The organism is Streptomyces sp. KR80 (genome assembly GCF_052245555.1).
In the GTDB taxonomy this organism is placed as follows: Bacteria; Actinomycetota; Actinomycetes; order Streptomycetales; family Streptomycetaceae; genus Streptomyces.
Genome location: NZ_JBQQCD010000007.1, coordinates 119,367 through 145,275, shown reverse-complemented (window position 1 = coordinate 145,275; position 25,909 = coordinate 119,367). Strand labels below are relative to the sequence as shown.

Annotated in this window: 22 protein-coding genes, 1 pseudogene and 1 riboswitch; of the genes and pseudogenes, 10 read left to right on the top strand and 13 right to left on the bottom strand. The window is 70.2% G+C overall.

The genetic code is table 11. The annotated features are described in order from the left end of the window. Nucleotides 1-19: 19 nt before the first annotated feature. From ACTWQI_RS13250 to ACTWQI_RS13230, 5 genes are all read right to left on the bottom strand, one after another. The gene (locus ACTWQI_RS13250; protein WP_443270141.1) at nucleotides 20-1,198 is read right to left on the bottom strand and encodes a methyltransferase domain-containing protein; all 1,179 of its coding nucleotides are present in this window, start codon (nucleotides 1,196-1,198) and stop codon (nucleotides 20-22) included. Next, a complete protein-coding gene (locus ACTWQI_RS13245; RefSeq protein WP_443270140.1) occupies nucleotides 1,195-1,335 on the bottom strand; it encodes a hypothetical protein in 141 nt (46 codons plus the stop codon). Before ACTWQI_RS13245 ends, ACTWQI_RS13250 begins: the two co-directional genes overlap by 4 nt. After that, nucleotides 1,332-1,469 (bottom strand): hypothetical protein, encoded by a 138-nt coding sequence (locus ACTWQI_RS13240; RefSeq protein ID WP_443270138.1) that lies wholly within the window; start codon nucleotides 1,467-1,469, stop codon nucleotides 1,332-1,334. The genes ACTWQI_RS13245 and ACTWQI_RS13240 overlap by 4 nt, the downstream gene beginning before the upstream one ends. 195 nt (nucleotides 1,470-1,664) lie before the next feature. Next, on the bottom strand, nucleotides 1,665-2,138 hold the full coding sequence (locus ACTWQI_RS13235) for an ATP-binding protein (RefSeq protein ID WP_443270136.1): 474 nt from the start codon (nucleotides 2,136-2,138) through the stop codon (nucleotides 1,665-1,667). 93 nt (nucleotides 2,139-2,231) lie between these two features. Next, nucleotides 2,232-2,960, bottom strand: coding sequence for a GntR family transcriptional regulator (locus tag ACTWQI_RS13230; protein WP_443270135.1), 729 nt, complete (start codon nucleotides 2,958-2,960; stop codon nucleotides 2,232-2,234). 62 nt (nucleotides 2,961-3,022) lie between these two features. Between ACTWQI_RS13230 and ACTWQI_RS13225 the strand changes: the two genes are divergently transcribed. After that, nucleotides 3,023-3,868 carry a class I SAM-dependent methyltransferase gene (locus ACTWQI_RS13225; RefSeq protein ID WP_443270134.1) on the top strand — a complete coding sequence of 282 codons (846 nt, stop codon included), beginning with the start codon at nucleotides 3,023-3,025 and terminating at the stop codon, nucleotides 3,866-3,868. Between the two features lie 125 nt (nucleotides 3,869-3,993). Here the strand turns inward: ACTWQI_RS13225 and ACTWQI_RS13220 are convergent, their stop codons facing one another. The 3 genes from ACTWQI_RS13220 to ACTWQI_RS13210 are packed head-to-tail and all read right to left on the bottom strand — an operon-like array spanning nucleotide 3,994 to nucleotide 8,818. Beyond that, nucleotides 3,994-5,178 (bottom strand): VWA domain-containing protein, encoded by a 1,185-nt coding sequence (locus ACTWQI_RS13220; protein WP_443270133.1) that lies wholly within the window; start codon nucleotides 5,176-5,178, stop codon nucleotides 3,994-3,996. Further along, complete coding sequence (locus tag ACTWQI_RS13215) at nucleotides 5,175-7,691, bottom strand: DUF5682 family protein (protein ID WP_443270331.1); 2,517 nt, start codon at nucleotides 7,689-7,691, stop codon at nucleotides 5,175-5,177. The genes ACTWQI_RS13220 and ACTWQI_RS13215 overlap by 4 nt, the downstream gene beginning before the upstream one ends. Further along, on the bottom strand, nucleotides 7,649-8,818 hold the full coding sequence (locus ACTWQI_RS13210; protein ID WP_443270132.1) for an ATP-binding protein: 1,170 nt from the start codon (nucleotides 8,816-8,818) through the stop codon (nucleotides 7,649-7,651). The genes ACTWQI_RS13215 and ACTWQI_RS13210 overlap by 43 nt, the downstream gene beginning before the upstream one ends. Nucleotides 8,819-9,012: 194 nt before the next feature. Here ACTWQI_RS13210 and ACTWQI_RS13205 point away from each other — a divergent pair, with 194 nt between their 5' ends. After that, the gene (locus ACTWQI_RS13205) at nucleotides 9,013-10,419 is read left to right on the top strand and encodes an SWIM zinc finger family protein (RefSeq protein WP_443270130.1); all 1,407 of its coding nucleotides are present in this window, start codon (nucleotides 9,013-9,015) and stop codon (nucleotides 10,417-10,419) included. Between the two features lie 65 nt (nucleotides 10,420-10,484). Further along, on the top strand, nucleotides 10,485-12,203 hold the full coding sequence (locus tag ACTWQI_RS13200) for a DUF5691 domain-containing protein (protein WP_443270129.1): 1,719 nt from the start codon (nucleotides 10,485-10,487) through the stop codon (nucleotides 12,201-12,203). Between the two features lie 149 nt (nucleotides 12,204-12,352). Here ACTWQI_RS13200 and ACTWQI_RS13195 read toward each other — a convergent pair whose 3' ends face one another. Next, nucleotides 12,353-12,763, bottom strand: a complete 411-nt coding sequence (locus ACTWQI_RS13195; RefSeq protein WP_443270128.1) for a cobalamin B12-binding domain-containing protein — start codon at nucleotides 12,761-12,763, stop codon at nucleotides 12,353-12,355. A gap of 289 nt (nucleotides 12,764-13,052) precedes the next feature. Between ACTWQI_RS13195 and ACTWQI_RS13190 the strand changes: the two genes are divergently transcribed. Together ACTWQI_RS13190 and ACTWQI_RS13185 are read left to right on the top strand one after the other, a co-directional pair. Beyond that, on the top strand, nucleotides 13,053-14,042 hold the full coding sequence (locus ACTWQI_RS13190; RefSeq protein ID WP_443270126.1) for an esterase/lipase family protein: 990 nt from the start codon (nucleotides 13,053-13,055) through the stop codon (nucleotides 14,040-14,042). Nucleotides 14,043-14,267: 225 nt separating this feature from the next. Continuing rightward, a complete protein-coding gene (locus ACTWQI_RS13185; protein ID WP_443270124.1) occupies nucleotides 14,268-15,860 on the top strand; it encodes a M23 family metallopeptidase in 1,593 nt (530 codons plus the stop codon). 48 nt (nucleotides 15,861-15,908) lie between these two features. Here ACTWQI_RS13185 and pcrA read toward each other — a convergent pair whose 3' ends face one another. Next, the gene (pcrA, locus tag ACTWQI_RS13180; RefSeq protein ID WP_443270121.1) at nucleotides 15,909-18,389 is read right to left on the bottom strand and encodes a DNA helicase PcrA; all 2,481 of its coding nucleotides are present in this window, start codon (nucleotides 18,387-18,389) and stop codon (nucleotides 15,909-15,911) included. 274 nt (nucleotides 18,390-18,663) lie between these two features. After that, nucleotides 18,664-18,879, top strand: a riboswitch (cyclic di-AMP (ydaO/yuaA leader). Nucleotides 18,880-18,887: 8 nt separating this feature from the next. On the opposite strand from pcrA, the gene ACTWQI_RS13175 reads away from it, so the two are divergent. Next, nucleotides 18,888-20,057, top strand: a complete 1,170-nt coding sequence (locus ACTWQI_RS13175; RefSeq protein WP_443270119.1) for an NlpC/P60 family protein — start codon at nucleotides 18,888-18,890, stop codon at nucleotides 20,055-20,057. A 56-nt stretch (nucleotides 20,058-20,113) separates the two neighbouring features. On the opposite strand, the gene ACTWQI_RS13170 is transcribed toward ACTWQI_RS13175, so the two are convergent. Next, nucleotides 20,114-20,467: a hypothetical protein gene (locus ACTWQI_RS13170; RefSeq protein WP_443270117.1), complete on the bottom strand. Its 354-nt coding sequence runs from the start codon at nucleotides 20,465-20,467 to the stop codon at nucleotides 20,114-20,116. 255 nt (nucleotides 20,468-20,722) lie between these two features. On the opposite strand from ACTWQI_RS13170, the gene ACTWQI_RS13165 reads away from it, so the two are divergent. After that, on the top strand, nucleotides 20,723-21,784 hold the full coding sequence (locus ACTWQI_RS13165; protein WP_443270115.1) for an NlpC/P60 family protein: 1,062 nt from the start codon (nucleotides 20,723-20,725) through the stop codon (nucleotides 21,782-21,784). Nucleotides 21,785-21,814: 30 nt separating this feature from the next. On the opposite strand, the pseudogene ACTWQI_RS13160 reads toward ACTWQI_RS13165, so the two are convergent. Further along, a pseudogene (locus ACTWQI_RS13160) lies at nucleotides 21,815-21,907 on the bottom strand (DUF397 domain-containing protein); the annotation flags it as partial. A gap of 53 nt (nucleotides 21,908-21,960) precedes the next feature. Here ACTWQI_RS13160 and ACTWQI_RS13155 point away from each other — a divergent pair. Beyond that, nucleotides 21,961-22,332 carry an ATP-binding protein gene (locus ACTWQI_RS13155; protein ID WP_443270114.1) on the top strand — a complete coding sequence of 124 codons (372 nt, stop codon included), beginning with the start codon at nucleotides 21,961-21,963 and terminating at the stop codon, nucleotides 22,330-22,332. Between the two features lie 95 nt (nucleotides 22,333-22,427). On the opposite strand, the gene ACTWQI_RS13150 is transcribed toward ACTWQI_RS13155, so the two are convergent. Then, nucleotides 22,428-23,687: a hypothetical protein gene (locus ACTWQI_RS13150; RefSeq protein WP_443270112.1), complete on the bottom strand. Its 1,260-nt coding sequence runs from the start codon at nucleotides 23,685-23,687 to the stop codon at nucleotides 22,428-22,430. A gap of 399 nt (nucleotides 23,688-24,086) precedes the next feature. Here ACTWQI_RS13150 and ACTWQI_RS13145 point away from each other — a divergent pair, with 399 nt between their 5' ends. After that, nucleotides 24,087-24,212, top strand: coding sequence for a hypothetical protein (locus ACTWQI_RS13145; RefSeq protein WP_443270110.1), 126 nt, complete (start codon nucleotides 24,087-24,089; stop codon nucleotides 24,210-24,212). Between the two features lie 378 nt (nucleotides 24,213-24,590). Beyond that, on the top strand, nucleotides 24,591-25,748 hold the full coding sequence (locus ACTWQI_RS13140; protein WP_443270108.1) for a sialidase family protein: 1,158 nt from the start codon (nucleotides 24,591-24,593) through the stop codon (nucleotides 25,746-25,748). The last annotated feature ends 161 nt before the right edge of the window (nucleotides 25,749-25,909 follow it).

Genomic DNA, 25,909 nt, shown 5'->3' with positions numbered 1-25,909 from the left:
TCCGGGACGGCTTCGCGCCTCAAACGGCCCAGGACCCCGCTGGATCGTCCAGCCACGCCCGCTGCCCGTCGGGGGTGATGGTGAGTCCGAACCGCTCGTGTGTGGGACGCCCGTGGTCGTCCCACCATCGGTAGGCGGCCTCTACCTCGTCCCACAGGCAGCGTGGGCCGGACTGCCAGACGCGCGCCACCCGCTCTTGGTCGTGAAACATGACGCACGCCCAGGAACGGCCGCCTCCGAGCTCGTAGAACCACACGGGCCGTGCGCCGTCGCGTTTGTCGGCGACGGCCTGCGTGCAGGCTGGTACGCGGAGGCCGAGGGCGAAGGCGGCGGCGGTGTACGGCCCGGTGACGAACTCCTCTTCGGTAATCTCGGTGCTAGAGGTGTCGGCGCCGTCGAGTGCACCCGGCGGGACGTAGGCGCTGTGGCCTGGCAGCCTGAGCCGTTGGTTGCGTAGCTTCATGAACTCCACGGGCCGCGTGAAGTATCCCGACGCCTCCCCGTCCTTCACGACCAGGCGGGCGACAGCGTCCGCGTTGGAATAGTGCGTGCCCCAGGGGGCGACGATCAGGCCACCGGGCAGGGTCTGTTCGATCCAGGACCCGGGAATCTGCCGGAGTCCGACGGTGGCCAGGATGCGGTCATAGGGCGCAGCGTCCGTGTAGCCCTTGAATCCGTCTCCCGTGACGACCTTGGGGTGTAGCCCTGCCGCGCAGAGGCGTTCGCGGGCTTGGCGGGATACGGCGTGGTCCACCTCGATCGTGGTGACGTTGTGACGGCCGCAGCGGTGGGTGAGGGCTCCGGCGGTCTCGCCCGTGCCGGTGCCGACGTCGAGTACCCGCATGCTCGGGGCGACGTCCAGGTCTTGCAGCAGCTTGTAGACGACGGACGGCATGGATGACGAGCTGGTGGAGATCTTTCCCGGCGCGGTGCCGGTGGGTTTGCCGTCGTCCCACTGCGTGACGATGGGTGCGTCGGCGTCGGCGGCGGCGTACCAGGTGTCGGGGTCGGCGGCCCGGTCTACCGGGATGCTCTTGCTGGTTGCCATGTCGAACGGCCACATGAGGTCGGGGAGGAAGGCGGCGCGGTCCACCGCGGCGAAGGTCGGGGCCCAGTCGGACGACATCGACTGTGTTTCGAGGAGGACGCGCCCCAGCTCTTTCCGACTGGGGCGCTCCACCTGTGCAGGACTCGTCATTTGCGGTGTTTCCCATCGCCCTCGGGGCTGGAGCCGTCCGGCTTCGGCTCCTCGGTCGGTCCGGGCCACGGCTGGCCGGGAAGCTTGTCCCCGTCCCCGTCTCCACCGGCGGAGGTGACGATCTGCACGTTGTTCATGCCGTCGTGCTCCTCTCGCTGCTGGTCCGGCTGGTCTTGGGCGGGTTGGGGATTCCGGGGCCGCCGTCAGGGGTCGGTGGGAGCGGCGGGCCGGGCCAGGGCTCGCCGGGGGTCGTGCTGAGCATGTGGTGCATGAATGTCTCCTTTTGGCAGACGGGTTGATAGTGCACGGGCGTCTCTTCGTCGGGAAGGGCGCCGCGGTCTGGTACCCGGCGCCGGCAGCGCGTCGGTCTTGCCGGGCGATCCGTGGTGTACGGGGGGCCGGGGACGGGGCGTGGTGTGCTCCGTGGGCAGGGGCCGCAGGGATGGGGCACCTGGCCGCGGACCTGTCATCTGGTGGCGCAGTGGCAGGAATGCGTGTCCTGGGGCCTTGGCTGCGCGTCCGACATGGACATCGATACCTCCGCCCAGACGCGTTTTCCCCAGGGCAGGGGGTCAGCGCCCCATCGGTCAGCCAGGGATGCGATGACAGCCAGGCCCCGCCCGCGCTCGTCAGCGTCCATGGCATCCCTGGGCTGGGGGAGGGTGCGGGAGAAGTCGACTACACCGACGCGCACCGTGCTGTCCGCGATTCGGGTGATCGTGGTACGGATGCTCCGCGAACGAGTGTGTTGGCAGGCGTTGGCGATGAGCTCACTAGCGATCAGGTCAACGGTGTCTTTGAGGTCGTCCAGTCGCCAGGCTCCGAGGGCATTCGCGGTTAGTACTCGGGCGGAGCGGGCGGAGATCGGTGCGCACGTGAAAGTCGCGGTGTAGGCGGGGGCGCCTGTGGCGGACGGCCGGGCGGTGGTGGTCACGGTCATCGTGAGCCCTTGTGGGAGACGTCAAGTAGTGGCGCGCGCACCGTGAGTGTGCGCCGCGGCATGCCTCCACCCTGGACCGGTGGACCGGTCCAGTCAACCTCCCTCGCTCATGGGGTAGTTGTCGATGCACTCCCACAACCCGGAAGGTGTGATGCCCTCTTCGCAGACCAGCGGCTTCTCATGCTGGTCATAGGCGGTGTGAAGGTCGACTGCGACGGCAGCGGGGCGTTTCACTCCAAGGTGGTCGGCTTCTTGCTTGGTTGCGAGGCGGACCGTGGTCATGTCCGTACCGCGCACGGGACCGCGGCCGGTCTGGCGGCGCACGTAGTGCGTGGTGCCCTCCGCGATCGGACCGGCGTATGTGAGCCGCGGGCAGTGCTCGACGATGTCCGACGGAAACCATGCGGTCACGTAGGACATCGGACCGCCGTCGTCGGTGAGGATGAGCCGGGCGCGGTGGAGGGCTGTTTGCCCGGCGGGGAGGTTGAGCGCGTCGGCGATATGGGACGGGGGCGTCAGCATCTCCGGGGTGCCCAGTCGGCGGAAGGGGCGGCCGCCGGTGGTCCGGTTGTTTCCTGCCCGGCGGGCGCCTGCGGGCCGGGCCAGCGGGGTTTCCGTGACGGTGAAACCGCGCCCCTGGTGGGGGACGACGAGTCCGTCACCTCGAAGGATCTCCATCGCTTTGATGGCGGTTGCGCGGGACACGCCCCACTGTTCGCACAGGTCACGGCTGGAGGGCAGGAGTTCGCCCGGGCCGAATTCGCCGTCGGCGATGCGCCGTCGCAGGCTATCGGCGATCTGCTCGTACTTGAGTGGTGGCATGAGGGTTGCTCCTAACGCAGGTTGACCGGTCAACCGGGCAGGTTAGGGTCTGGCGCCCGGATGTGACCAGCGACCAGACTGCGAGCGTGACCACACATCGAAGCATCGCCCCCGAGATCATCGAGTTCTACAGCGAGACCATCGACGAAGCGGAACGGCTGACGTGCAGCGCTGACGGCGTCCTGGAAATGGTCCGCACACAGGAGTTGTTGCGCCGGTACCTGCCGGAGCCGCCCGCCTCGGTGCTTGACGTCGGCGGGGGGCCAGGGGCACACGCACGGTGGCTCGTGAAGGACGGCTACGGCGTGCACCTGGTCGATCCGGTGCCCAGGCACGTCGAGAGGGCGGCCGAGACAGGCGCCACGGTGGAGCTGGGAGACGCGCGATCGCTCACGGCCGCTGACAGCTCGTACGACGTGGTGCTGGTGCTGGGCCCGCTGTATCACCTGCTGGAGGGTGAGGAGCGGCTACAAGCTTTGCGGGAGGCGAGGCGCGTTGTACGGCCAGGTGGTCTGGTCGCTGCGGCCGCGATCAATCTCTATGCGTCGCTGTTTGAGCACACGGCGACGACATGGCTCGGGACGAAAGATCGGGTGCGGGATGCGGTTGCTGACATCCTGGCCACGGGAGTCCACGAGCCGGGCCGGAAGGGCTTCACCGCCGCCTACTTCCATACCGCCGGACAGCTTGCCGAGGAGCTGGCGGCGGCAGGGCTGGCAGACGCGAAGGTGTATGGCGTGGAGGGCCCGTCGTGGGGGGCGCTGAAGGCGACCGAGCAGTACACCGGCGAGCGGCTCGACACCAGTGGACCATTGTTCGCTGCCGCGCTGGAGGCCGCACGGCTCGCCGAGCCATACCCGGATCTACTCGCCGCGTCCTCACACATGCTCGCGGTGGCGCAGGCATAGTCCGATCACGACGACCACACCCGGGAGACCGCCGAGCGGACGTTCATCATCGAGCTTGCGGTGCGAAAGCCACAGCGCCGCCAGGGGGTTGCCGCCCAGCTGCATGTGCGGCGGCAAACCTCCCCTTATTCCGGTATCGGAAGATCCCGCTTCTCGATCGCCGCCGCCATCACCTCGGGGAAGAGGTCGGGCGTGCAGGCGAAGGCCGGCGCACCGAGCGCGGCGAGAGCGGCGGCGTGCTCCCGGTCATAGGCCGGCGCACCCTCGTCGGAGAGCGCGAGCAGCGCGACGAATTGCACTCCGGAGGCCTTCATCGCCGCGACCCGTTTCAGCATCTCGTCCCGTATGCCGCCCTCGTAGAGATCGCTGATGAGGACGACGACGGTGTCGGCGGGACGGGTGATCTGCGACTGGCAGTAGGCGAGGGCCCGGTTGATGTCGGTGCCACCGCCGAGCTGAGTGCCGAACAGGACGTCCACCGGGTCGTCGAGTTGGCCAGTGAGGTCGACGACGGCGGTGTCGAAGACCACCAGGCGGGTCGCGATCGACCGTATGGAGGCCAGCACCGCGCCGAACACGGAGGCGTAGACCACGGATGCGGCCATCGACCCCGATTGGTCGATGCACAGGATGACGTCCTTCTTCACCGCCTGGGCGGCGCGGCCGTACCCGATGAGCCGCTCGGGGACGACGGTCCCGTACTCGGGCAGGTAGTTCTTGAGATTGGCCCGAATGGTGCGGTCCCAGTCGATGTCCCGGTGGCGTGGGCGGCTGATCCGGGCCGAGCGGTCGAGCGCGCCGGTCAGCGTGGCGCGGGTCCGGGTCGCCAGCCGCTTCTCCAGGTCCGCAACGACCTTGCGGACGACGGCGCGCGCGGTCTCCTTGGCGGTTTCGGGCATGGCCTTGTTGAGTGAGAGAAGCGTTCCGACGAGGTGCACGTCCGCCTCGACGGCCTCGAGCATCTCCGGCTCCATGAGGAGGGACGACAGGCCGAGCCGGTCGATCGCGTCCCGCTGCATGACTTGGACGACGGACGTCGGGAAGTAGGTGCGGATGTCGCCGAGCCAGCGGGCCACCTGGGGCGCGGACCCGCCGAGCCCCGCGGACCGGCTGCTGTCCTCCCGCTTCTTGCCGCCCTGGCTGCCGCTTCCGTAGAGCGCGGCCAGCGTCCGGTCCATGGCCGCATCCCGCCCGCCCAGCACGCACCCGGTGCCGTCGGCCGCGTCCCCACCGCCCAGCACCAGCCGCCACCGCCGCAGCCGCTCGTCCGGGCCACCTCCGGGCGCCGCATGCGATTCCTCGCCGCTCATCCCGCCACCCCCACAAGGTCGTTGTCGTCGAGTCCGAGCAGCAGCCGCAGCGTGGGCAGGACGGCCGCCGCCCGGTCCGGGTCGAGGGCCGGGCCGAAGCCGGGTGCGGACTCGCCGGATGCAGCGGAGGCCGCCGAGCCCCGCGCGGCCGGGCCGCGCCGGACGAGTTCGCCGAGGCTGCGCCGTACGCCGGGCTCGTGGGCCGCGAAGGTGCGGCGCAGCAGCGGCAGTACATCGGTGAACGCATCGGCCGCGACGCCGGTGAGCCAGGCGTCGACGAGCCCCAGCAGCCGCTCGTCATGGACGAGCAGCACGCCGCCGTCACCGCCGCCCACGAAACCCTCGATCCAGGCCGCCGCCTCCGTCGGGGCCGTCCCCGGCGACAGGGCGAGCCCCATGAGGCGTGCTGCCTCGTCGTCCTCGAGACGCCCGTCATCCAGCAACAGCCGCGAGGCCCGGCCCCGTATCAGCGCGGCGACGGCCTCCCGACCGGCCAAGCTCCGCAGTACGGCGGTCCAGCGCTCCCGCATCCCCTGCCCCGGCGCCGCCTGCATGGAATCGGCATCAGCGCTTCCGGTCGCCGGACCGCTTGTGGCAGCCGCCTCGGCCAGCAGACCCACAGCCCCGTGGACGGAGTCCACATGCCGCCGCATCTCCTCGGCGCCGTCCGCATCGAGGCCGGCGCAGGCCGGGGGAAGGCCGACGAAGACCCGTTCGGCCAGGCCCGTCGCCACGTCTGCGAGCGCGGCGGAATCCGTCCCCCGCACGTCGCCGTAGCGGACCGAACGGACCAGCGCCGGGAGTGCCTGGGCGAGATGGCCGACGTCCGCGTCGAGTGCGGCGCGGTCGGCGAGGACGCGCATCACGACGGGCAGCGCGTCCGGGAGACCGGCGAGCAGACAGCGTTCGGCGAGGGCGGTCACCTCGGCGAGAGAACCCGCCGAGCGGGCTTCGGACTCCGCCTTTGCCGTGGCCGCCGCGAATACCGTCGTCCCCCACACCCCTGCTTCGGCGACCCGCACCGACAACTCCGGCTTCCAGCGCAGCCGCCAGGTCTCGCGGAACGTGCCGAGTCCGCCGCGCGACCGCACGGTCTCGCCCCACTCGATGCCGAGCAGCCGCAGCCGGTGCAGCAGGCGGCTGCGTGCGGCGTCGGTGTCCTTGCGCAGATCGAGCTCCAGCTCCCGCTCGGCCGCCTCCGGTTTGAGGCGCAGGGTGCGCTGAACTCGCGTCAGGTCGCGCTGCAGCGGCACCGCGGGCGCCGATTCGGGCACTTCGCCGAGGACGTCGCCCACGACCAGCCGGTCCTGGACGAGCGCGAGCGGCACGTCGGAACCCCCGCACATCACGGCGCGCACCGCGTCCGTCGTCTCGGCCAGGCCCGCGAGCGGCCTGCCGCGCATCGCGACAAGGGTCTCGGCGAGCCGCACGGCTTCGATGACATGGGCGGAGGAGACCGGGTGGTCCTCGGCGCGGAGGAGCCCCGCGACCTTCGTCATCCAGCGCTCGATCGGGCGATCGGGGGAGGAGAACAGGTGGCCGTACCAGCCGGGGGACGCGATCCCTGCGCCGTAGTTGCTGCTGTGGCGGGACAGCCGCCGGTGCGTCCACGGCACCCACGTGAGCTCGACCTTCGCCTTCGGCAGCCCCTTGAGGAGCTGCCGATCGGCGGTCGCCGTGGTACGGCGGCGCAGCGCAGGGACGTGCCAGGCGCCGCAGACGACGGCGAACTCGTCCCCGAACTCCCGCCGGGCGTCGCGCATCCGCAGCCGCATGTGCGCCTCGCGTACGAGATCACGGTCGTGCCCGCCGTCCCCGTACACCTCCCGCAGCGCGCCCATCGCCTCCGCCAGTGCCTCGAAGGAGTCAAGGGGATCGACGGTGCCAGGCGCGTCACCGGAGCCGGAGCCGGTGCCGGTGCCAACCCGACCACGACCCGCCCGTACAGACGGGTCCGCCGCCTGCACCACACCGCGCGGATGCGGCCGGTCGGCGGAGCCGCCGGGAGCGCGGTGCTCGACGACGTCTTCCCACCAGCGCTCCGGGTCGTCGTAACCGGCTGTCTCGGCGAGCCGTCCGAGCGGGTCGATACGCAGCCGCGACCCCGGCTCGTCATCGCTCTCCAGGTCGTCGTCACCGGCCCCCGGCGCGAGCGCGTGCGCCGCGGGGAGGTCGATGAACCGGACGGGGACGTCGTGCGCCAGGGCCCAGCGGATGGCCACCCACTCGGGCGAGAACTCGGCCAGCGGCCAGAACGCCGCGCGCGAGGGGTCGTCCACCGCATGCGCGAGCAGGGCGACCGGTGGTCGCATTCCCTCCTCCGCGGCCAGTGCCACGAGGGCGTCGGCCTCGGGCGGACCCTCGATCAGCACGGCCCGGGGCCGGTGCCGGTCGAACACGGCGCGCACGGCCCGCGCCGAGCCCGGCCCGTGATGCCGCACCCCAAGGAGAAGCGGCCGCCGGTTCGCGGTCACGCGCTCACCTCGCGGCAGGCGCGGTAGAAGTCCTTCCAGCCGTCGCGCTCGCGCACCACCGCTTCCAGGTACTCCTGCCAGATGACACGGTCCGCCGTAGGGTCGCGGACCACCGCACCCAGGATCCCCGCCGCCACATCGCCCGGGCGGAGCACGCCGTCGCCGAAGTGCGCGGCCAGCGCGAGCCCGTTCGTCACCACGGAGATCGCCTCGGCCGTGGACAAGGTGCCGGAGGGCGACTTGAGTTTCGTACGCCCGTCCGCCGTCACGCCGTCGCGGAGTTCGCGGAAGACCGTGACGACCCGCCGGATCTCGTCGACGCCGTCCGGTGCGGTCGGCAGGTCGAGCGAGCGGCCGATCTGGTCGACGCGCCGCGACACGATGTCGACCTCCGCCTCAGCCGTGGCCGGCAGCGGAAGCACCACCGTGTTGAACCGCCGGCGGAGAGCGCTGGAGAGTTCGTTGACTCCCCGGTCGCGGTCGTTGGCGGTGGCGATGAGGTTGAACCCGCGGACCGCCTGGACCTCCTCTCCCAGCTCGGGGATCGGCAGCGTCTTCTCGGACAGCACGGTGATCAACGTGTCCTGTACGTCCGCCGGAATGCGGGTGAGCTCCTCGACCCGGGCGGTCATCCCGTCCGCCATCGCCCGCATGACGGGACTCGGCACGAGCGCGGCACGGCTCGGACCGTGGGCAAGCAACTGCGCGTAGTTCCAGCCGTAGCGGATGGCCTCCTCGGACGTGCCCGCCGTGCCCTGGACCAGAAGCGTCGAGTCGCCGCTGACCGCTGCGGCGAGGTGCTCCGACACCCACGTTTTGGCGGTACCGGGAACACCGAGCAGCAAGAGTGCGCGGTCCGTGGCCAGGGTGGTCACGGCCACTTCGACGATGCGGCGCGGTCCGACGTACTTCGGCGTGATCACCGTGCTGTCCGCCAGCGTGCCTCCCAGCAGATACGTCGCCACGGCCCAGGGCGACAGCCGCCAACGCGCCGGGCGCGGGCGGTCGTCGGCTGCCGCGAGCGCCTCGAGCTCGGCGGCGAAGACGTCCTCCGCATGCGGCCGGAGCGCCTGACCAGGCGCAGTTCCGTTGGTTGTGGCCCCGCTGTCGGCGATCGAGCCGGTGGTGGTCGAGCTGGCTGTGGTCCCGCTGGTGGTCACGGTCACGGCTCCCCCTCTTCGCATGACTGCGCACGGCGGCGCACGGCTACGGCCGCACCGCGAAATCCCATGGGCCGCTTGCGGAATCAACCGTGCACCACGCCACTGACAATCGGCCCGCGGAGCCGGTTCGGCAGCCGAAGCCGCAGGTCGGCGAGGTGGTCACGGGATTGTCAGTGGCCGCCCGTAGCGTCGTTTCCATGACTCAGCAGGGGGTGCGCTGGACGGCGGAGCAGGTGCTGGCACTGGCTCCTGACGTCTCGTCACGCAGGGCCGGGAGCCGGCTCGGCGTGGCGGGGCCGTGGTCCGCGACGGGTGCGAACGAGGGGGCGGTATGGGGGTTGTGCAAGGGCAGCGGCAGCAAGCCGTACCAGACGATGGTGGCGTTGCACGGCCTGGCGACGGGCTCCGGCCCGGGATACAAGTGCAGTTGCCCGAGCCGCAAGTTCCCGTGCAAGCACGCGCTGGGGCTGCTGCTGCTCTGGTCGGTGGACGAACGGGCCGTTCCGCAGGGGGAGAAGCCGCCGGAGTGGGTGGACGAATGGCTGGAGGGCCGCAGACGGCGCGCCGAGGGCAAGCCCCCTGAACGCATCGCGCCGAGCCGGGCGGACGGGTTGAACGGGCCTGGCGGCAGCCGGGCCACCGACCGGGCAGCCGCCAGTAGGCGGGCTGAGCGCCGGGCGGAACGGATGGTGGCGGGCGCCAGTGAGCTGGAGCAGCGCCTCATCGACCTGCTGCGCGGCGGGCTGGCGAGCGCAGACCGGGCGGGATACGCCACCTGGGACGAGATGGCTGCCCGGATGGTCGACGCGCAGGCCCCTGGACTGGCTGCGCGGGTACGGGAGTTGGGAACGGTCGTCGGGTCCGGCGGCGGCGAATGGCCGGGGCGGCTCCTGGCAGAGTGCGCGCTGTTGCACCTGCTCAACCAGGGCTTCCTGGGCGTCGATCGGTTGCCGGATCCGCTGGCGGCGACGGTCCGTGCGCGTGTCGGCGTCACGACGGACGCGGCGGAGCTGCTGGCGGCGGAAGAGGCCGCGGTCCGCGACCAGTGGCTCGTGCTCGGCAGGCAGGACAGCGAGGACGGCCGGCTGACGACGCGGCGGACCTGGCTGCACGGGCAGGCTTCGGGGCGCGCTGCCCTGCTGCTTTCCTTCGGTGCGGCGGGCAGGGCTCCGGAGCTCGCCCTGCCAACGGGGCTCTCCCTGGATGCGGTGCTCGCCTACTACCCGGGCGCGCGGCCGCTGCGCGCAGCGCTGGGCGAACAGTTCGCGCCCCCGGCCCCGGGCGTCGTACCACCGGGCTCCGCCGTCGGACCGGCCCTGGCCGCCTACGGCGACGCGCTGCGCCACGACCCCTGGCTGGAGTCCTGGCCCGTCGTCCTGTCGGGCGTCGTGCCGATACCGGGGGCCGACCGCTGGCAGGTGGCCGACGCACACGACGACGCGGCGCTCCCGGTGGACCCGCGCTGCCTGGGCCGTACGGGCCTGTGGCGGCTCGTCGCGGTCTCCGGCGGCAGACCGCTGACGGTCTTCGGCGAGTGCGGCCACCGCGGCTTCAACCCCCTGACGGCCTGGTCCCCGGACACGGCGGAGGCGATCCCGCTGTGACGGCTCGCTAGCCGCCAGGGGCGACGAAGGAGAGCGGACATCGCACGGAACACGGAGGGGGAGACATGACCACAACCGCACCGCACCACGGACCGTCCTGGGAGGAGCTGGTCACCGCCGCTCTGCTGGGGACGGAGCGACGGGTGCCTCTGCTGACCACCCTTGGGCGCGAACCGGCCCGCGCCTTGCTGGACGCCGCCGCGGTCAGCGCCGTGCGACGGCGGGCAGGCCTGCGGCCCACGGTGGCGTCGACGCGACCCGAGGTCGCGCCCCAGGACGACCGCCCGCCACTGCCGCCCGCTGCCGGACGACGGTTGGAGACGTTGCTGGCGAACCGGGCGGGAGGCCCCGGCGGCGGAAGAAGCCGCGGGGCCGCGCCTGACCTCACAGAGCTGCTCCCCCAATGGCTGACGGCCGCGAACCGGCACGGTTATCGGGCCCCCGTGTCCCTCCTGCCCGCGCTGCTCGAGGCCGCCCGAGCCCGTACCGATCTGCGGCCGGAGGCACTGACCCTCGCGGGACCGCGCGCGCTGTGGCTGGCCGGGCTCAATCCGGACTGGAAGTTCGCCCTGCGCGGGGCCGCAAGGGATGCGGCCCTGCCGGAGACGGACAACCCGGACGCCATACGACGGCTCTGGCAGGAGGGGCTGTTCGCCGAGCGGGTCGCCCTCCTCTCCGCTGTACGCCGCCGAGACCCGGCCGCCGCACTCGAACTGCTCGGTTCGACCTGGCCCACGGAACGGGCCGAGGACCGGCTGATGTTCCTGGACTCGCTGCGCACCGGGCTCTCGCCCGCCGACGAGGCGTTCCTGGAGCAGGCCTTGTCGGACCGCAGCCGCAACGTCCGCGCCACGGCGGCCGAACTGCTCTCGTCGCTGCCCGGCTCGGCGCTCGGCGCCCGTATGGCCGCGCGAGCGGCCTCCTGCGTCGCGCTGGACCGCGTCGGCCTCAACCGCATCGGTCTGGACGGCCTCGGTGTGGACGGCGTCGGCGTCGGGACCGCCGACCCGGACACTGCGCACGGCGTGCCCCTGATCGTCGTCAAGGCGCCTCACGAGTGCGACGCCGCCATGCAGCGCGACGGTGTCGTGCCGAAGCCACCGGCGGGACGCGGGGATCGCGCCTGGTGGCTGGGCCAGCTGGTGGAGGCGGCTGCGCTGAGCACGTGGACCGAGCGGTTCGACCGCGTACCGGCGGAGATCGTGACGCTGCCGGTCGCCGACGATTGGCGGGCGGAGTTGCACGCCGCCTGGTGCCGGGCGGCGGTCCGGCAGCGGGACGTCGCCTGGTCACGCGCGCTGCTCGGGCTGCCCGCGACAGCGTCCGCAGCGACGGTCGGTTGGGCGTCGTTGAGCGAGCGGGCGATGCTCCTGTCCGCGCTGCCTCCCGACGAACGGGCCGCGTGGGTGGCGGAGTTCATCGCGGCCCACGGACTCCCGGAGGCCTTCCAGATCCTCGGCGTGTGCGCGGTCCCCTGGGCCGAGCCGCTCGGCCGCGCGGTGGTGGACGCTCTCGACATCGCCCGGGACGCGGGCAGCTATCCGTGGAGCTTCAGCGGGGTGATGGGCCTGGCCGAGCGCTGCCTGGACCCGGCGCAGGCGAACCGGCTGGAGGTGCTCACCGCGATACCGGACGAGGCGGAGGGGGCATCGCCGGGGGCGGGCGGCTACTGGGCCGAGGCGTTCCAGCGGCTCGTGGGGACACTCCGGCTGCGCGCAGCGATGCTCCGGGAGCTGGAGGGGCTCCCGGAACCGGATCCGGCGTCGGAGACGCCGTGCGCCTGACCGGGCCCGGTTCGCCCGACAACCTACGGGTGGTGACCTTCCGCACAGTCGAAGGCACCCTGAGTGACCAGCCCCCCTGGGCGCCGGGTTGAGCGACGGGCGGCCGCGAGAGCAGTGCGATCCGCAGCGCGGGGCTGCCCGGACATGGCCTAGGCGGCCAGCTCGCGGACGTTCGCCCGTACCCAGGCGACGACCTCGCTGGTCGTGGTGCCCGGCGTGAAGATCTCAGCGACCCCCTGCTCCTTCAGCGGAGCGATGTCCGCCTCGGGGATGATGCCGCCGCCGAAGACCTTGATGTCCTGGGCGTCCCGCTCCTTCAGCAGCTCCAGCACCTTGGCGAAGAGAGTGTTGTGCGCGCCGGACAGGATGGACAGGCCGATGGCGTCGGCGTCCTCCTGGATCGCCGTGTCGACGATCTGCTCGGGGGTCTGGTGCAGGCCGGTGTAGATGACCTCCATACCGGCGTCGCGCAGCGCCCGTGCGATGACCTTGGCGCCGCGGTCATGGCCGTCGAGCCCCGGCTTGGCCACCACCACGCGGATCGGACCCGACACGCCCATCACTGCCTCCTGTACGTCTGCCGTCACCGCATGCATGCGTGAACGAACGTTATCTCCAGCATCCCGTACCCCGGCAGTTTTACGCTGTGGACCGAGGGGGAAATCACACAGTGGGACATTTTGAAGGAGAGCCGCAGCGAGGCCTCCCGCCCCACCGCGCGGGCATGCGCGCGACCGGGGCCGCCCGGAGCCGAGCCGCTCGGGCGCTGCACCGGCCATTGCCACGGCTGTCCACAAGGGCATACGGGGGACGGAGCCGTCCTCTCGCGTGCCGCTGGGAGGTCGGCCGATGGGGTGTTTGCCTTTCCTTCCCAGCGCTTTGCGCCCTTCTGCCGCCCGCCTCAAGGCCACCGCTCTGGACCTGGCGATCCTCGCCGGACATGCGGTGCTCTACCCGACCGGCGTGGTCCAGGAGCGTTGGGACAGGAGCCGGGAGGACCGAGCGTCCGCGCCCTCCCCCACCACATCCGCCGAATCCGCCGAATCCGCCAAGTCCACCGAAACCGCCCGCTCCGCCCTCTCGACGGAGCTCACCGAATCCACTGAAGGCGTGCGACTCACGGGCCCGGAGCAGTACGTGCCATCGGCGGAACACCTGCTGGACGACCCGAGGTCCCCCCGCCTGCCCACCGGCGACGGCCAGGACCGGCTGCCCGTCCTCCTCCTGCACGGCTTCATCGACAATCGCTCCGTCTTCGTCCTGCTCCGCCGCTCCCTGCGCCAGCACGGCTGGGACCATGTCGAAGCCCTCAACTACTCCCCCCTCAGCTGTGACATCCGGGCCGCCGCAGACCTCCTCGGGCGGCACATCGAGGAGTTCTGCGAGCGCACCGGACACGACCGGGTGGATGCGGTCGGGCACAGTCTGGGCGGGCTCATCGCCCGCTATTACGCTCAGCGGCTCGGCGGTGACACCCGGGTCCGCACGCTGGTCACGCTCGGCACTCCGCACTCCGGCACCCGGATCGTGCCGCTGCTGTCCGCGCACCCGATCATCCGGCAGATGCGCCCCGGCTCCGATGTGATCGAGGAGCTGGCACTGCCCGCACCGGGCTGCGCCACGCACTTCGTGAGTTTCTGGAGCGATCTGGACCAAATCATGATTCCGCTGGAGACCGCCCAGCTGCGCCACCCCGATCTGGTCGCACACAACGTGCAGGTCAGCGGCGTCGGCCACCTCGCTCTGCCGGTGCACGGCGCGGTCGCGGCGGGAATCCGCCAGGCGCTGGACGCGGCGGCCGAAAACGGGGGCGGTTCGGAGGCGGCCTCCGTCGCCTGATCCCCTCGGGCAAGGCGAAGCACGGTCGAACGGCATTCGAACGCAAGGCCAAACTACGACCGTCAGTCAACCGAAAGACGGCTAAATGCCCGTTACTTGGCGAGCGGAAACCTGCGGAAGATTGTCGCCGTCGCGTACCGCCGGGTACAGTCACCGCACTGCACTGCCCTGGGGGCCACCCCAGACCCCCCAGCTCCTGTTGCCGAGGCGAAAGAGAAGTTGGTGGTGAACGACCGTCACCCATCGGGGAGCGCGAGCTCGCCCCCGACTGCCCACGCCGCTGCCGAGGCCCCGTACGGGCTGTACACCGGCTATGGCGAGCAGGGCGCCCACAGCGGCTACGCCGGGTACGACGGCACTGCTTCTCAGAACAGCTGGGGCACCGGCACCTTCGACCACCTCGGCATGGCCTACGGCGACGCCGACCCGCTCTTCGGGGCTCTGCCGGGCAGCTATGACACCGGCCAGTACGCGACCACGCAGTGGGACACCACGGGCTCCCCGTCCGTCTCCTACGACGCGTACGGCGCGCAGACGTACGGCGCAGCGGGCACGTACGGCGGAGCAGACACGTACGGCGCAGCAGGCACGTACAGCGGGTACGACACGACGGCGTACGGCACCGGCAGCTATGACGTCTCCACCCTGTGGGCGGCCAACATCCCCGCCCAGGCGGGCCCCGCTCCGGTCGAGACCCTCGACGGCACGGGTCAGTGGGATGCCGGCGCCTGGACGAACACCGGCGTCGAGTACGGCACCACGCATTACACGACCGGGGAGTATGAGACCGCGCAGTGGGCCGAGCAGCCTCCGGCGCAGACCCAGACCTGGGACGTCTCGGCCCAGGCGGCTATGCAGGAGTTCCAGGGTGGCGCGCCCGAAGCCATGACGGACGTGGCCGAGGAGCCCTACGCCTCGGTTCCGGAAGCCGAGGCCGAATCCACCGCCCTCTTCGAGGCCCTGGACCCCACCGGTTTCGACGCCGGCCCCGGCACCGACCCCGGCTCGTATCCGGAGGAACACCCGGGATTCGACACCGATGACAGGGTCGTGTTCGCTTCGGCGCCGGGCCGCCCGGTCGCCCGCAGCGTGAGCCGGAGCCGACGCCGCACCCCCGGCCGTTCCGCGCTCCTCACCGTCGCCGTCCCCTCGGTCGCCGTGATGGGCGTGGCCGGCATCGCCGCCGCCTCGGTCAGCGGCCTCGGCAAGGACGACAAGACCGAGCAGGCCGCGCCCGACACGGGCGTCAAACCGGCCGCGGCGAACAGCAAGCTCGACACCCAGCTCGCCTCGCTCACCGCCGATGCCGACGACTTCGCCGACCGCGCCAGCCGTACCCAGGAGCGCCTCGACCTCAAGCAGCGCCAGCTCGCAGAGAAGAAACGCAAGGCGGAAGAGGCGGCCCGCCGGGAGGCGCTCCGGCCGAAGTACGCGCTGCCGGTTGAGGAGCAGGGGCTCAGCGCGTACTACGGCCAGGCGGGCGTCAACTGGATGTCGGTGCACAGTGGCATCGACTTCCCGGTCAGCTACGGCACGCCGGTGATGGCGGCGACCGACGGCACGGTCCGTACGCAGTACAACCTCTCGTACGGCAACATGGCCATAGTCACCGCCCCCGATGGCACCGAGACCTGGTACTGCCACCTCAGCAGCACCAAGATCCGCTCCGGCTCCGTCAAGGCGGGGGATGTCATCGCCTATTCCGGCAATTCCGGCAATTCCACAGGCCCGCACCTGCACTTCGAGGTACGGCCCGGCGGCGGATCGGCCATAGACCCTCTGGCCTGGCTCCGCAACCACGGCCTCGACCCGACCTGACCGGCCCGACCCACCCCCTCACAGCACTGGGTGGCACACCGGTCGGCTCTACAGCTTCTCCACCGGCGCATAGCGCAGCAGCAGAACCTTCGGCTTGTCGTCGCCGAAGTCGATCGTCGCCTTCGCGTCGTGTCCGCTGCCCGTCACCGACATCACGGTGCCCAGCCCGAACTGGTCGTGCGTGACCCGGTCCCCGACCGCCAGCGAGATCACCGGCCGGTCCGTGGCCTTCCGCGTCGACCACCCGCTCGGCCCCGCCTTCGAGCGCGCGGACGACGACAGCGACGAACCCAGCCCGGCCAGGGCGCCCGCCGACGCCGACGGCGTCGCAGGCCCCGAGCGGCGCCACTCCACATAACAGTCCGGGATCTCCTCCAGGAACCGCGAGGGCGGGTTGAACGACGGCTGACCCCAGGCGCTGCGCATGGTCGACCGGGTCAGATACAGCCGCTCCTGCGCACGCGTGATCCCGACGTACGCCAGCCTGCGCTCCTCCTCCAGCTCCTTGGTCTGCCCAAGTGAGCGCAGGTGCGGGAAGACACCGTCCTCCATGCCGGTCAGGAAGACGACCGGGAACTCCAGGCCCTTGGCGGTGTGCAGCGTCATCAGCGTGATGACCCCGGAGCCATCCTCGCGCTCGTCCTCGTCGGGAATCTGGTCGGAGTCGGCGACGAGCGCGACCTGCTCGAGGAATTCGGCGAGTGTGCCCGGGTTCTCCTCGGTGCGGTCCTGCTCGAACTCCAGTGCCACAGCGGCCAGTTCCTGGAGGTTCTCGATCCGCGTCTCGTCCTGGGGGTCCGTGGACGCCTGCAGCTCCGCCAGATAGCCGGAGCGCTCCAGGACCGCCTCCAGCACGGCCGCGGGCCCGGCGCCCGATTCGGCGACGGTGCGCAGCTCCTCCATCAGCGCGTTGAACCGCTTCACGGCGTTGGCCGAGCGGGCCGCCATCCCGTACGCCTCGTCCACGCGGCGGAGAGCCTGGGCGAAGGAGATCTTCTCGCGCAGTGCAAGGGCCTCGATCATCGCCTCCGCGCGGTCGCCGATGCCGCGCTTGGGCACGTTGAGGATCCGGCGCAGCGGCACCGTGTCCTCGGGGTTCGCGAGCACCCGCAGATACGCGAGAATGTCGCGGACCTCCTTGCGCTCGTAGAAGCGCACACCGCCGACGACCTTGTAGGGCAGCCCGACCCGGATGAAGATCTCCTCGAAGACACGGGACTGAGCGTTCGTCCGGTAGAAGATGGCCATATCGCCGGACTTCGCCTCGCCCGCGTCCGTGAGCCGGTCGATCTCGTCGGCGACGAACTGCGCCTCGTCGTGCTCGGTGTCGGCGACATAGCCGGTGATCGCGGAGCCCGCCCCGGCATCGGTCCACAGGTTCTTCGGACGGCGGTTCTCGTTCCGCTCGATGACGGCGTTGGCCGCGCTGAGAATGGTCTGGGTGGAGCGGTAGTTCTGCTCCAGCAGGATCGTGGTGGCCTGCGGATAGTCCTCCTCGAACTGGAGGATGTTACGGATCGTGGCCCCGCGGAAGGCGTAGATCGACTGGTCGGCGTCGCCGACCACGCACAGCTCTCCGGCGTGCTCATCGGTCCCCACCAGCTCGCGCACCAGCATGTACTGCGCGTGGTTGGTGTCCTGGTACTCGTCGACGAGGACGTGCCGGAACCGCCGCCGGTAGTGCTCGGCCACGTCCGGGAACGCCTGCAGCAGGTGCACCGTGGTCATGATGATGTCGTCGAAGTCCAGCGCGTTGGCCTCGCGCAGCCGCGACTGGTACAGCGCGTACGCCTCGGCCAGCGTCTTCTCAAAACCGTCGCTCGCCTGCCCGGCGAAGGTCTCCTCGTCGATGAGCTCGTTCTTGAGGTTGGAGATCTTGGCGCTGAAGGCCTTCGGCGGATAGCGCTTCGGGTCGAGGTCGAGGTCGCGGCAGACCAGGGACATCAGGCGCTTGGAGTCGGCGGCGTCGTAGATCGAGAAGCTGGAGGTGAAGCCGAGCTTCTTGCTCTCACGGCGCAGGATGCGGACGCAGGCGCTGTGGAAGGTGGACACCCACATCGCCTTCGCCCGGGGCCCGACCAGGGCTTCGACGCGCTCCTTCATCTCGCCCGCGGCCTTGTTGGTGAAGGTGATCGCGAGGATCTGGCCGGGGTGCACCCGGCGGGTGCCCAGCAGATACGCGATGCGGTGCGTCAGCACGCGGGTCTTGCCGGACCCGGCGCCGGCCACGATGAGCAACGGGGCCCCGGTGTGGACGACGGCGGCGCGCTGCTGCTCGTTCAGCCCCTCGAGCAGCGCTGCGGGGTCGACCGCGGGGCGTGCGGCACCGTCGCGGTAGTACGCGTCCCGGCCGCCGGGGTCCCCCGTGCCGGTGTGCGCCGGAGGAGCGTCGAAGCGCCCGCCGAAGAGGTCCGCCGGGATGTCCTCGGGCGCCCCGGCATCCTCGGGAGGCGGAGGAGGTTCCTCCGCACCCCGGTGTCCCGGATGCTCCAGATCCGCCAGAAAGCTGTCGTCGAAAAGGCTGCTCATCGCAGCCGAGTCTAGGCCGCCGGACCGACAGACCACGCCGCTTCCCGCTTCTCACCTCCCGGCCGTCGGGAGCCGTCGGCAGTGACGCGATCCGTAACGGAATGGCGTCTTGAGGACGCGACGCGTAACCGAAATCGACTGAAACGATCACAGCGCAAAAAGGTCACGAAAAGGTTTCGGGCATATCGAACATCAGCCTTCACAGCAGCCCCACAGGTTGGCTACCGTGCTCGATCAGGCGGCCCGCACCCCCCGCTGGCGACCGCGTCGGCACGGGCAGCCTCCGCTGAGTCCGGTCTGCCCACGTGGCATCCGGAGCCGGGGACCCGACCCCCCTCTTGTCGCGCACCTGGACGGGAGGGACCAGAACCACCGGGGTGAATCGGCCCGCACGCGCAGCGCCCAGAGCCCGCCGCGGACGGGTCGTAGGGCAACCTTCCGATCCGCCCGAACCCGACAGCTAACCCGGTAGGCGGTCCACGGAAGGAGTCGTGCGTCTTGCCGTCGCACCGCAAACCGCGGACCAACATTCTCGCCTCCCCCGGCTCGAGCCGAGCCGCCGTAGGCCTGACCACCGCGGCTCTCGCCGGCGTCACGCTGCTCTCCCAGAGCGCGCAGGCGGCGCCCCGCGAGCCCGCAGAGCCGAAGCCGCAGAGCATCGAGGACGTACAGAAGAAGGTCGACGACCTCTATCGGCAGGCCGGTACGTCCACCCAGGAGTACAACGCGGCCAAGGAGCGCGCCGACCGGCAGCGCACCAAGGTCGACGCGTTGCTCGACGACGTGGCGAAGCGCACGGACAGACTCAACGACGCGCGGCGGCAGTTGGGCAGCTACGCGGCCGCGCAGTACCGCAACGGCGGTATGGACGGGACCGCGACCTTCCTCCTCGCGGACAACCCGCAGGGCTACTTCGAGCAGAACCATCTGATGGACCGGATGACGGGCCGTCAGCGCCAGGTCGTCGAGGACTACCGCGACCAGCAGGAGGCGGCGGCGAAGCAGCGTGTCGAGGCCACCCGGAGCCTGGAGACGCTGTCCGAGTCGCAGCAGAAGCTGCGGACCAGCAAGGAGTCCGTGCAGGCCAAGCTCGCCGAAGCCCGCGAGCTGCTGTCGAAGCTGACCGCCGAGGAGAAGGCGCGGCTGGCGGCGCTGGAGCGCAAGAAGAAGGAAGAGGCCCGCCGCAAGGCCGAGGAGATCGCGCGGCAGCAGCGCGAGGAGCAGGCCCGCAAGGAACGAGAGCAACGGGAGCGTGAGCGCGAGCAGGGCGACGGCTCTCAGACCAGCCCCGGCACCGGGTCAGACTCGGACTCGTACTCAGCCAAGGCGGCCGAGGCCATAGCCTTCGCGCGGGCGCAGATAGGCAAGCCGTACGTGTGGGGCGCCACCGGCCCGAACTCGTACGACTGCTCCGGCTTGACCCAGCGCGCGTGGAAGATGGCAGGGGTGTCGCTGCCGCGCACCACGTGGGACCAGGTGGAGATCGGCACGAAGGTCGCCATGAAGGACATGAAGCCGGGCGACCTGATCTTCTTCTACGACGACATCAGCCACGTCGGCCTCTACATCGGCGACGGCCAGATGGTCCACGCCCCGAAACCCGGCGCGAACGTCCGCACCGAGTCGATCACGTACATGCCGTTCCACAGCGCCGTCCGCCCCGCGTAACTCACCGCAGAGCGCATGCGGAGCGCCCCGCCGACCCCGTCGGCGGGGCGCTTCGGTCAGACCCAGAGCACGGCGATGAAGATGTTCGCGACCGTCATCAGGCCGACCGTGCCGAAGGCGGCCTTGTCGGCCCGCTCCTCGTCCCGCTTGACGTAGACCAGGGCGAGGATGGCGACGAGCACCGCCAACTTCACGCCTATCTTGAGGTTGTTGACGGCCTCGCCGTCGGCCTGGTTCAGGCCGACCAGTGCGAGGCCCGTGACCAGCATCGTCAGTGCGCCGTGCAGCATCGCCGGGGTGAAGCGCGCGGTCCCGGCGCCCATCGCCTTCATCTGGGTGAGGAAGCCACCGAGGAGCGAGGCGATGCCGATGATGTGCAGAGCAACGAAGACGTTGATGAGTAGGTCCATGGCGCGGAGCCTAACCGGGCCCATAGCACCGGGCGCCGGTCAGGTTTGCCTCAATCGACCGCTCGGTCGCGCCCGCGCGGAGAACCGGCAGAGCCGGGGATTCACCCGCCTCTTCTGTTCAGGACCGCATCCAAACCTGCCAATCCCGGTCATCACGACACATGCCTGTAATCCCCGGGTCTAGCGTCCTTTCCCCAGGCGCCCTCCAGGCGTCCCCGGCGGCCGCCCCCCACGGCCCCGGTTGGCAGGGAAGGGATGGTGACGGCCGCCATGGCCGCGCACAGAAAGCCCAGACAACGCAGTACCTCAGCCCGTACGGCTGCGACTCTCGCCCTCGCCTCCGCGGCGAGCGCGACGCCCTTCGACAGCGCCGCGCACGCCGAACCCGCCCTCACTCCGGCTCAGGTGCAGGAGAACGTGGACCGCCTGCACCACGAGGCCGAGGTCGCGACGGAGAAGTACAACGGGGCGAAGGAGCGAGCCGATCAGGCAGAGCGGGAACTTGACGCGCTCCGCGAGACGGCCGCCCGCAGGACCGCGCAGCTGAACGCCTCCCGTAACGCGCTCGGTTCACTGGCCACCGCCCAGTACCGCGCCGGCGGCATCGACCCCGCGCTCCAGCTCGCGCTCTCCTCCTCCCCCGACCAGTACCTGGAGCGCGCCCAAGCGGTCGAGCGGGCCGGCAGCCGCCAGTCCGCCGCCATCGCCGGACTCCACCGCCAACTGCGCGGCATCGAGCAGATCCAAAGGCAGGCGGACGACAAGGTCGCGGAGCTTCGGCGCGACCAGGCCGAGCTGCGGAAGCACAAGCTCGCGGTGAGCCGGAAACTGGCCGAGGCGGAGCGACTGCTGAGCCGGCTGACGGCCGAACAGCGCGCGGCGATCCTCGCGCAGGACGGCCACGCGGCCGACGGCACGGCCCGCGCCACCCGCGGCGCCGCTCTCCGCGGCCCGGTCCGGGCACCGAACGAGCGCGCCGCCCAGGCCGTTTCGTACGCCCATGGCGCACTCGGCAAACCGTACGTCTGGGGCGCCACCGGCCCGAACGCCTTCGACTGCTCCGGCCTGACCCAGGCCGCCTGGCACGCCGCCGGCGTCTCCCTCCCCCGCACCTCCTACACCCAGATCAATGCGGGACAGCGCATCCCCCGGTCCGAGCTCGCCCCCGGAGACCTCGTGTTCTTCTACTCAGGCGTCAGCCACGTCGGCCTCTACATCGGCGGCGGCCAAATGATCCACGCCCCCCGCCCGGGCGCACCGGTCCGCGTCGCCCCGATCGACGAGATGCCGTTCGTGGGCGCGGCGCGCCCGGTGTAGCGCGGCAGCCCGAGGTCCCAAGCTCCGGGACTACGGGAGCGGCTGCCGGGCCGCGAAGTCGACGAACTCCGCCCATGCGGCGGGCGTAAAGGCCAACTGCGGGCCGGTCTGGTCCTTGGAGTCCCGGACGTGGGCCGCAGATCGTCGAGTGGCGGTTGACGCGGCATGCGCGCAGCGTGGGCAAGGCGAGGACGTTTCTGCGGGAACAGGCCTGCTCGTGGAAGATCCCGGACGAGACGGCGGAGACGGCCGTACTGCTGCTCAGCGAGCTGGTGACGAACGCGTGCAAGCACGCCCGGGTCTCGCCGGGCCGCGAGATCTGGGCGCGGTGCCTCCTCGTCGAGGACCGGATGCGCGTTGAGGTGTCGGACGCGAGCGGCGACTTGCCTCGGCCGCGCCAGGTGTCCCCCGAGGACGAGTCCGGCCGCGGCCTCACCCTCGTTGCTGCCCTCGCGAACGACTGGGGCGCCCATTCCCGCCCCTGCGGCATCGGCAAAACGGTGTGGTTCGAGCTCAGGCTCCGGGATCGGCCCATCTGCCTGCCCTGAGCGCACACCGAAGTGGCGCCTCCCCGGACGGAGAGACGCCACTTCGGTTTTCCAACGGCCGGGCCGGGTGGCCGGATCAGGGCCCGGTCGTGGAGTCAGGGTTTGGTCGGGTTCTTGTTCCACTCATCGGTGGTCATGCCGGCCTTGAAGGTGTCTGTCTTCTCTTCGCTCTTCTGCCCCTCGATCTGGAAGATCCGCAACCATTCGACGCCCGGGGTGTAGTACTCGACCCGCTTCACGGGCACCTTGAGATCCAGGATCGGGAAGAGCCCGCCACCGAGGGAGCCGATGCGCGCGTAGTTGCCGCGGGAGGCAACGACTGGGTCGCCCTCACGGTGGTACGTGGTGTCCACCGCCGCCAGCTTGGCGTCCGGGGCCTCGAAGATCAGGTCGTGCGGGATGCTGCCCTTCTCCATGAAGGACAGGTTGTACTGGTACTTCTTCGCCGCGTCCATGGGCGAATCGAGGATGTTGCCGACGCCGAACTCGAGCCGGTGGTCCTTGACCATCTTGGTCGGCGTCGCGTACATCATGTCGTCCGGGCCGCCGAAGTAGTTCAGCACGCCGCCACCTGCTTCGGCGGCCGACAGCAGGCCGAGCTTGGACTTGACCGTCTTGGCGTCAGGGCGTTGCACCGGCGTCATCACCGGCCTGCCCTTCCGGGCATCCGCCATCACTTCGGTGTCCCCCATGACCTTCGTACCGATCTCCGCGATCGCCGTGTTCGCGCCCTTCTCCTTCATGAGAGCGGTCCGGTTGATCACGATGACGTCGTACATGCCTTCGGGCACCTCGGCCATGCCCATGCCGCCGGCCTCGTCGAACGTGAAGCTGTGCGTCTCGCCGGTCTTGTTCTCGACGGCGAATGCGAGCGTAGCGGCCGGTGCCTTTCCGTCGCGTCCGATGCTCTTAAGGGTGAGCTTGACCGCCTTGGGTCCCGGCGCCGACGGCTTCTTGTCGGCCAGCTTCGCCTTCGAGGCGTCGGTGACGCCGAGCCGGTCGAGCAAGCTCACGTTGAACAGCCGGGCATCGAAGTCACCCTTGCTGACCGACGCCAGGGCGTCCTCGGGGATGACGGTGGTCTCCCGCTGACCGCCCTTGAAGGTGGAGGCGGCGAAGAAGCCGATGTCCGAACGTCCCGGCCCGGGTTCTATGCCCGTGGACCGCGTTCCGTCGGCTGTGGTCGTCAGGTGGACTCTGTCGCCGGTGGTCAAGGTGATCACCTTGGCCTTGGTGACGCCGGTTGGGGTGGGGGTCCCCGCCGGTGCCGCGCCCGCAAAGCTCTGTCCGCTTGCCGTCCCGATGGCGACCGCTAAGGCGGCGACACCGATGGATGTCTTCTTTCCGATGCGCATGGTCTCCTCCAGAAGGGAGATGCTGCCGGGTGGGGTGGTGATCAGTCCTTGGTGTCCTCGCTGGTGAAAGCGGGGGTATTTCTGCAGCCTTATTGGAATTCACGTACGTGTTATCGATTCACGTTGGTGACCGTACATCAGAAATAGGTCACGACCCGTCGCCGTGGAGTGGCGGATTCCCGTAATGGCGGGAAACCCACACCGCCGGGCCGTCACGCGTCACCGAGTACGCGCGACGCACGCCGTCCTCCCGAACCACCCCGCCGCAGGCTCCGGTTGGGGCCCGCCACCCACCATGCCGCCGCATCGCGAACCTGATCGAGCCGCGTACAGCCGCGCTCGCGGGGCCCTGATTCCTGGATCGCCGACGGCCCCGCCGCCTACTCCGACCTGACCAAGATGGACCGGACAACAGCCGCGGTCCTGTACGAGAACGGCACCAACAACCCCTACGAACGCATCACCTTCGAGCGGTTCACCCTCACCTGCCCCGGAGAATCGCGTCGACCAGGTCCGAGCCCGTGATGACCAGCGCGCGAGGCGCAGAGCCGGGAGAGGAAACGAACCATAGATCTGAATCAGGACATTATGCGATTCAGACCGGACATCAGAGAAAGATCGCGTGTGGGATGAATCGCTGGGAGAGATAGGCACGTTGACGGTTCAAGAAGTGATTCCACCGTGGGAAACAGAACCGAGGTTAATGTCAGCGCGAAGTTTGAGTGGCAGGGGAAGGTCAAGGGCCTGACGGCAGGTGCGACTTCGGTCGGGGAGCGTCCGCTCATCAGCGGGATTGCCTGGGGCCACTGACATCCCAGGGCGGTTACACCACCGGTGTGGCGGTGTCCAGGCCGGGCTGCGCGGGTGCCCTATGGAGGCCTGATGAGGTGTCATCTTTCGCAGGTGCAGAATTCTCGGGTGATCGCCGGTGGGCTGCTGGCCACTGTCGCGTTCAGCGGGTTGGGGCTCGGCGTGCCTCACGAGGCAGCGGCCGCGAACTCCTGCCTCACCTCAACGCCGTTCGTGTCCGGTACGGGCGGTTATCACACCTTCCGTATCCCCGCCCTCGTACGCACCCGCGCCGCCGTGGTGGCCTTCGCGGAGGGCCGCCGAAACAGTGCCGCCGACCACGGCGACATCGACGTCGTCGCCAGACGCTCCAGCGATGGCGGATGCACCTGGGGACCGCTGAAGCGCGTTCACGACAACAAGCGCGACGTCGCCGGCAACCCCGCCCCCGTAGTCGACCCCGCGAACGGCGCGATCGTCCTGCTCACCGTACGCCAGAAGGGTTCGGTCACCCAGAAGGAAATCGAGGAGGGCAAAGTCCCGCCCGCTGACGGCCGGCGCATCTACGTCCAGCGCAGCTCCAACGCGGGCGCGACCTGGTCCAGCCCGCGGGAGATCACCCCGTCCGTCAAGCGCACCCACTGGCGCTGGTACGCGACCGGTCCAGGGCACGGCATCGCCCTCGCCCACAGCCACGAAGGCCGTCTGATCGTGCCGGCGAACCACACCGGCCCAAACCGCGGATCCGGATCTCACGTCCTCTACAGCGACGACCACGGCACCACATGGCGCATCGGCGCCACCGACTACCGCACCGACGGCGAACTCAGACCGGACGAGACCACGGCCGCCGAGCTCCCGGACGGCACGCTCTACTTCAACACCCGCGACCAACACGGCACCGACCCGGCCACCCGCGCCGACACCTACAGCAAGGACGGCGGCAGGACGTTCACCACCCCGTACCGGCCTCAGCAGCTGTCGGCCCCCGTCGTCAAAGCCACGCTGCTGCAGGACGAAGGGGTCAGCTGCCGCCCGCTGCTCTTCTCCGCCCCCGACGACCCATCGAGCCGGCGGCATCTGACCATCCGGCGCAGCGCAGACGGCGGCAAGACCTGGAGGACCGCCACCGTCATCGCCGACGGCCCCGCCGCCTACTCCGACCTGGCCAAGATGGACAGGACGACTGCCGCGGTCCTGTACGAGAACGGCACCAACGGCCCCTACGAGCGCATCAGCTTCAAGCGATTCACCCTCACCTGCCCTTACTGATGCCATATCTTCGCAAACCTCGCGATGGGTCCTGCCCTTACTTCATGATCAGGATTGATCAGTAAACAACCCCATACCGAGGCTATTGACGACGACGTGACGGTCCGCTTCAATCCGGCCATAGGTTTAGACCATTAGGGGCTCCTGCTTACCCCAAAGAG

Excerpts from the sequence above, each read along its gene's own strand:
- ACTWQI_RS13250 (WP_443270141.1), bottom strand. The coding sequence starts at position 1,198 with ATGACGAGTCCTGCACAGGTGGAGCGCCCCAGTCGGAAAGAGCTGGGG.
- ACTWQI_RS13245 (WP_443270140.1), bottom strand. The coding sequence starts at position 1,335 with ATGAACAACGTGCAGATCGTCACCTCCGCCGGTGGAGACGGGGACGGG.
- ACTWQI_RS13240 (WP_443270138.1), bottom strand. The coding sequence starts at position 1,469 with ATGCACCACATGCTCAGCACGACCCCCGGCGAGCCCTGGCCCGGCCCG.
- ACTWQI_RS13235 (WP_443270136.1), bottom strand. The coding sequence starts at position 2,138 with ATGACCGTGACCACCACCGCCCGGCCGTCCGCCACAGGCGCCCCCGCC.
- ACTWQI_RS13230 (WP_443270135.1), bottom strand. The coding sequence starts at position 2,960 with ATGCCACCACTCAAGTACGAGCAGATCGCCGATAGCCTGCGACGGCGC.
- ACTWQI_RS13220 (WP_443270133.1), bottom strand. The coding sequence starts at position 5,178 with ATGAGCGGCGAGGAATCGCATGCGGCGCCCGGAGGTGGCCCGGACGAG.
- ACTWQI_RS13205 (WP_443270130.1), top strand. The coding sequence starts at position 9,013 with ATGACTCAGCAGGGGGTGCGCTGGACGGCGGAGCAGGTGCTGGCACTG.
- ACTWQI_RS13200 (WP_443270129.1), top strand. The coding sequence starts at position 10,485 with ATGACCACAACCGCACCGCACCACGGACCGTCCTGGGAGGAGCTGGTC.
- ACTWQI_RS13195 (WP_443270128.1), bottom strand. The coding sequence starts at position 12,763 with ATGGGCGTGTCGGGTCCGATCCGCGTGGTGGTGGCCAAGCCGGGGCTC.
- ACTWQI_RS13190 (WP_443270126.1), top strand. The coding sequence starts at position 13,053 with ATGGGGTGTTTGCCTTTCCTTCCCAGCGCTTTGCGCCCTTCTGCCGCC.
- pcrA (WP_443270121.1), bottom strand. The coding sequence starts at position 18,389 with ATGAGCAGCCTTTTCGACGACAGCTTTCTGGCGGATCTGGAGCATCCG.
- ACTWQI_RS13170 (WP_443270117.1), bottom strand. The coding sequence starts at position 20,467 with ATGGACCTACTCATCAACGTCTTCGTTGCTCTGCACATCATCGGCATC.
- ACTWQI_RS13165 (WP_443270115.1), top strand. The coding sequence starts at position 20,723 with ATGGTGACGGCCGCCATGGCCGCGCACAGAAAGCCCAGACAACGCAGT.
- ACTWQI_RS13150 (WP_443270112.1), bottom strand. The coding sequence starts at position 23,687 with ATGCGCATCGGAAAGAAGACATCCATCGGTGTCGCCGCCTTAGCGGTC.
- ACTWQI_RS13145 (WP_443270110.1), top strand. The coding sequence starts at position 24,087 with ATGGACCGGACAACAGCCGCGGTCCTGTACGAGAACGGCACCAACAAC.